The 5,905-nt window shown below is 49.3% G+C and carries 5 protein-coding genes and 2 tRNA genes; all 7 read left to right on the top strand.

Going from position 1 to position 5,905, the window contains the following annotated elements:
* The first annotated feature begins 65 nt into the window (after positions 1-65).
* The 7 genes from LIZ87_RS21800 to LIZ87_RS21770 all read left to right on the top strand — a co-directional run bounded on the left by LIZ87_RS21800 (position 66) and on the right by LIZ87_RS21770 (position 5,837).
* Positions 66-150 (top strand) — tRNA-Leu (locus LIZ87_RS21800).
* A 128-nt stretch (positions 151-278) separates the two neighbouring features.
* Positions 279-358 (top strand) — tRNA-Leu (locus LIZ87_RS21795).
* 298 nt (positions 359-656) lie between these two features.
* Positions 657-1,715: an inorganic phosphate transporter gene (locus tag LIZ87_RS21790; RefSeq protein ID WP_227149201.1), complete on the top strand. Its 1,059-nt coding sequence runs from the start codon at positions 657-659 to the stop codon at positions 1,713-1,715.
* 12 nt (positions 1,716-1,727) lie between these two features.
* Positions 1,728-2,351: a DUF47 domain-containing protein gene (locus tag LIZ87_RS21785; protein WP_178314022.1), complete on the top strand. Its 624-nt coding sequence runs from the start codon at positions 1,728-1,730 to the stop codon at positions 2,349-2,351.
* Positions 2,352-2,521: 170 nt separating this feature from the next.
* Entirely contained in the window at positions 2,522-3,289 is a 768-nt protein-coding gene (locus LIZ87_RS21780) for a polyphosphate polymerase domain-containing protein (protein ID WP_178314020.1), read from the top strand.
* Positions 3,282-3,956, top strand: a complete 675-nt coding sequence (locus tag LIZ87_RS21775) for a DUF4956 domain-containing protein (RefSeq protein ID WP_227149200.1) — start codon at positions 3,282-3,284, stop codon at positions 3,954-3,956. Before LIZ87_RS21780 ends, LIZ87_RS21775 begins: the two co-directional genes overlap by 8 nt.
* A gap of 51 nt (positions 3,957-4,007) precedes the next feature.
* Complete coding sequence (locus LIZ87_RS21770; RefSeq protein ID WP_227149199.1) at positions 4,008-5,837, top strand: carbohydrate-binding domain-containing protein; 1,830 nt, start codon at positions 4,008-4,010, stop codon at positions 5,835-5,837.
* Positions 5,838-5,905 lie beyond the last annotated feature (68 nt).

The following is a 5,905-nucleotide window of genomic DNA, read 5'->3' as shown; positions in this document are numbered from 1 at the left end:
AGAGCATCTGCCTTACAAGCAGAGGGTCACAGGTTCGAGCCCTGTAGGCCCCATTTGTATTATAAGCGGGTGTGGTGGAATAGGCAGACACAAGGGACTTAAAATCCCTCGGACTTATCATCCGTGCCGGTTCAAGTCCGGCCACCCGCATGGATGGCGCAGAACCGAACAAAGTATGTTCCGTTTCTGCGCTGTTTATATATGCTGGATCGGAAAGCAAGTAATAAAGCTAAGATACTTGACAGGCATTCAGGAAGAATTTATAATTAGATAGATGCGCGGGTATGGTGGAATTGGCAGACACGCCAGATTTAGGTTCTGGTTCGCGAGAGTGCAGGTTCGAGTCCTGTTACCCGCATGAGAAGGCACAGAGATGGACGGGAGATGTCCGTTTCTGTGTCTTTTTGCATACTAGAAAGATCTAACATTTTTCTATACCGCCATATTAACTATATGTGGATAATATGGCGGTATCTAATTTCACATAAAAGGCTATATTATCAAAAAAAGTACATGCAGTCCCTCCATGTTATCAAAATAAGTCTTTACTCTCACCAAAAACCATGCTATGATGAATTTTGCAAATTGTAAAAGCAAGGTAAAGAAAAAGTAAATATTAGGAAAAACACAAAAGAAAGAGAGTAGGTAATCAAAAAATGGATATGTCCCTTCCCTTTTTTATGAGGCAGGTGGTTACGAATCCGGCGCTGCTGATAACCGTGGTGCTGACGCTGGGAGTGATCTGTGTGAACGGAATCACTGATGCTCCGAATGCAATTGCCACCTGTGTGTCCACCCGTTCCCTGGATGTGAACATTGCCATTGTTATGGCTGCTGTCTGTAATTGCGGCGGCATTGTATTTATGACAATGGTCAATTCTACTGTGGCTATGACGATCACCAATATGGTAGATTTTGGAGACGACAGCTCAGTGGCGTTGGTGGCTCTGTGTGCAGCGCTGGTCTCTATTGTTGTTTGGTCTATTTTTTGCTGGTACAGCGGATGTCCCACCAGTGAAAGCCACTCATTGATCGCTGGCCTGACAGGAGCGGCGATCGCGATCCGGGGCGGTTTTTCAGCTATCAATGTGGCAGAGTGGATGAAGGTCGTGTATGGACTGGTTTTGTCAGTCACTCTGGGATTCTCCAGCGGATTTTTGTCCTGTAGGATCGTAGCCTGGATCTGCAGGAATATGGACCGGCGTAAGACGGATGGATTTTTCAAATATGCCCAGATTGCAGGCGCGGCCGCCATGGCCTTTATGCACGGCGCCCAGGACGGACAGAAGTTCATGGGAGTGCTTTTGCTGGGAATCTGTATGGTAAATGGCAGCAGCAATACGTCAGGAGTCCGGTTCCCACTGTGGATGCTCCTGTTAAGCTCTGCAGCTATGGCTTTGGGAACCTCCATCGGGGGCAAGAAGATCATCAAATCTGTGGGAATGGATATGGTAAGGCTGGAAAAGTACCAGGGATTTTCTGCGGATATTGCGGGAGCGGCCTGTCTGCTGTTCTTCTCGCTTTTCGGCATTCCTGTGAGCACGACCCACACAAAGACAACATCCATTATGGGCGTAGGTGCGGTGAAGCGATTGTCTGCCATTAACTTTGGTGTGGTTAAGGATATGGCGATGACCTGGGTCATGTGTTTTCCGGGCTGCGGTCTGATTGGATTTTGTATGGCAAAGCTGTTTATGATGGTGATACACGGTTAAAGGAGAGAGAACATGTCAAAGAAAAGTGATGCGTACTATTTTGATAATTTCATTGAATGCTCAGCATGTGCGGTTGAGGCAGCAAGAATGCTGGAGACAAATCTGAAAAATTTTCAGGTGGCTGCCCTGGAGGAAAATCTGAACCATCTTCATCGGATCGAGCACAGTGCGGATAAGAAGAAGCATGAGATGATGGGAGTCCTTGTAAAGGCGTTTATCACTCCCATTGAGCGGGAGGACATCATGCTTTTAAGCCAGAGCATCGATGAGGTGACAGATAAGATCGAGGATGTTCTGATCCGCGTTTTCATTAATAATGTGCAGTCGATCCGTCCGGAAGCGGTTTCTTTTGCGGATATTATTATCCGGTGCTGTGAAAATTTAAAGGAGATCATGGATGAATTTGCAGATTATAAGAAATCGAAAAATCTGCACAGCCTGATCATTGGAATGAACGAGCTGGAGGAGGAAGGCGACAGGCTGTTTATGACCTCCATGCGCAGGCTCCACACAGAGGTGACAGATCCTCTTGAGATCATTGCGTGGAGAGAGGTTTTCATTTATTTGGAGAAATGCTGTGATGCATGTGAGCATGTGGCAGATGTGGTAGAAAGCGTTATGATGAAAAATTCATAGGCACGGAGGAAGGCAGGCAAAAGAGCGGCCTCGTGCTGTCGGAGAAGGCATTATTCCTGGAAAATGGCAGGGATAATGCCTTTTTCACATGGCTGACACAAAATTTACAAGAGCTTTACACATTTTCCAGGTACTCTATATGAGAAAAGCAAAGGAGAGGAGGATGCAGGATGGCCAGGGAAGTATTTGAACGGTATGAGAAAAAATATGTGCTGACAAAGGAGCAGTACAGCAGCCTCATGCTGGTGATGGGCGGTATGTTTTCTCTGGAAGAATATGGGAGGCATACGATCTGCAATATCTACTTTGATACGCCGGATTACAGGCTGATCAGGACATCTCTGGAGAAACCGCTGTATAAAGAGAAGCTGCGCTTGAGAGGCTATGGGGCGCCCCTTACGGACGATTCCATGGTTTATGTGGAGCTGAAGAAAAAGTTCCGGTCTGTCGTGTATAAGCGCAGGATAGGGATGCAGCTGGAGGAGGCACGAAGATACCTGTACTATGGCATTCAGCCGGAAACGGACGGACAGGTGCTCTCAGAGCTTGATTACACCATGAAGCGCTATGAGCTAAAGCCTATGGCCTATATTTCCTATGAGCGGGAGGCTTATGTGTATGATATGGATCCCCAGCTGCGGGTAACCTTTGACCGGAATATCCTGGGGCGGTCCGGGGAGCTGGATCTGCGTGTGGAGCCCTATGGACGGAAGATCATAGAGGAAGGGGAGGTCCTAATGGAGATAAAGATTCCGGGGGCCATGCCGGTGTGGCTGTGCAGGCTTTTAGGAGAACTTCGGATTTTTCCTGTATCCTACTCCAAATACGGGATATATTATTCCAGGTATGTGCAGCCTTCTCTGGATTGGAGAATGATGGAGATGCAGATGCAGCGGACAGAGCAGAATATCGTACAAGGAGGAATTATCTGTGCTTGAGAGTATCATAAATGGAGCAGTGGCCAACATCACGGGCGGACAGATGGCAGTATGTACAGCTGTTTCTCTTGCCATGGGAGCGGTATTGGCAGGGATACATAGATACAGGAACAGGAGCAGCAGAAGCTTTTTGATGACTCTTGTGCTTCTGCCCGTTATTGTCCAGATGGTGATAATGATGGTAAATGGAAATCTGGGCACGGGAGTGGCAGTTATGGGGGCTTTTGGTCTGGTGCGCTTCCGTTCGCTGCCGGGAGATGCCAGGGAAATCAACAGCGTATTTTTGGCAATGGCGGTAGGTCTGGCAGATGGCATGGGATACATAGGGATATCCATCCTCCTCACAGGGCTGGTAGGGGTAGTGACAGTGCTGCTTCTGGAAATGCCTGACAGGAGCAGTCGGTTCCTTCAGAAGGAGATCAGAGTGACCATACCGGAGGATTTGGATTACACGGGTATTTTCGATGACATTTTTACAAAGTATACGAAAAAGGCAGAGCTGCTCAGGGTGAAGACCGTGAACATGGGAAGCCTGTATGAGCTGTATTATCAGGTGGAGTTAAAGAACCAGGAGATTGAAAAGGCCATGCTGGACGAGATCCGGTGCAGGAATGGCAATCTGACGATTGTGTGCGGACGTATGGATACCAATGCCGGAGGGCTGTAAAAGATATGATGTGGTGGCGCATATAGGTTTACTATGGGAGGTAGATGGAATATGAAAAGAAAAAATATGCAAAGATGGGCGGCAGCAGGACTGGCCCTTGCAATGGCAGTACAGCTTGCAGGCTGCCGCAGCGCCGGAGAAAGTCAGGATATGTCTCAGGCAGAGGCAAGAGAACAGGAGAACAGTGCTGAGAAGGAGCAGGCAGCCAGCCAGGGGCCGGCCCGGAATGAAGCGGGAGAAAGACCGGAACTCAGACCGGGAGGAGAATGGGATCAGGGAGAAGTCCAGGCGCCTGAGGGAGATGGAAAGCACGGCGAATATGATGAGGAAGACTTAAATGCCGGCTGGAAGGAAGAGGAAGCAGTAATCCTATCATGCAATGGCAGGGAGGCAGACATACAAGGGGAAGGTGCTTCTCTTAAGGACGGAGTGATACAAATTGAAAAAGCCGGAACTTATGTGCTCAGGGGAAGCTTTGAAGGGCAGATAGCAGTAGATGCAGGCAGGGAGGATATCGTGCGCCTTGTGCTGGACGGAGTGCAGCTCTCAAACAGCAGCTCTTCTCCTATTTATGGGATACAGAGTGGAAAGATCATCCTTGTGCTGGCGGAAGGGTCTGAGAATACGGTGACAGATGGGACAGAGTATGTGTTTCCTTCTGCTGAGGAGGATGAGCCGGATGCAGCGATCTTCAGCAAGGATGACTTAACCATAAATGGATCAGGGACATTGACAGTAATTGGTAATTACAGCAATGGGATACGTTCAAAGGACGATCTGAAAGTGATCTCCGGCAATATCCGGATCACAGCAGTGAAGGATGCATTGAAAGGAAAGGATTCGGTAACAGTAAAGGATGGCAGCATCAGGATCGACAGCGGAGAAGACGGGATCAAGTCCAACAATGATTCAGACTCGGAAAAAGGCTATGTTGTGATCGAAGGAGGAAAGATCGATATCCGGTGCGGTGACGATGGCATTCATGCGGAGACCTGGCTTACTATTATGGATGGTTCCATACAGATACGTGAGAGCAATGAAGGACTGGAGGGACTGAAGGTGGATATTAATGGCGGGGAGATCCAGGTAACCTCCAGCGATGACGGCATTAATGCGGCAGGAGGCGATTCTGACGGGGAAGAGGAAAACAGAGGCCTTGGAAAAATGCAGGTAAATGAGGATGCTTATGTCCGCATTACAGGTGGAAAAGTCCGTGTAAATGCCATGGCGGATGGAATTGATTCCAATGGACATTTATTCATGGAAGGAGGAGAAGTTTACATCAGCGGCCCTGTAAGCGATGGAGACGGAGCTTTGGATTATAATGGGACAGCGCTCATAAGCGGAGGGATCTTTGTGGCTGCTTCCAGCGCAGGCATGATGCAGACATTTTCCCAAAGCTCCAGCCAGCCGATGGTGATGGCCTACTACAGCGAGGCGAAAGAGGGCAGGGCAGAGCTTCTGGATGAAAGCGGCAGCCTTCTGGTTGAATATGAACCGGAGAAGGCATTTTACTGCCTGTTAGTCAGCACGCCGGGGCTGCAGGAAGGAGAACAGCTGCAGCTTAAGGCGGGCAATGAGATACAGGAGCTTACCGTCCAGGGCATCCTTACCCAGGTTGGCGAGCGCCCGGCGGGAAGGGGCTTCGGACACGGAGGAAAAGGCGAACCGGGGAAAAGGGAAGGTCAGAATGGGGAGATGCCTCCGGGAGGACCGGGAAATGACATGGGTGCTGTGCCGGGAGGCGGTGAAAGAGGTACAGGCGCCAGGATGGAAGGGCGTGAAAGAGGAGCAGACGCTTCAGCAGAAGGGCGTGAACGGGAGCCCGGAGCTGTACTGGAAGGTGCCGGAGCGGGTGCAGGCGGAGAAAATGGAGGCTGAGCCAGGAAAAAGACTGTAGGTTTGTCAAACATTTGTTACACTGACTGCAAATAATTCTTTAGCACCTG

The organism is Lacrimispora sp. 210928-DFI.3.58 (assembly GCF_020554865.1).
Taxonomy (GTDB): domain Bacteria; phylum Bacillota; class Clostridia; order Lachnospirales; family Lachnospiraceae; genus Enterocloster.
Note: the sequence above shows the minus strand (reverse complement) of the source record. Positions and strands in the feature narration are given on the sequence as shown.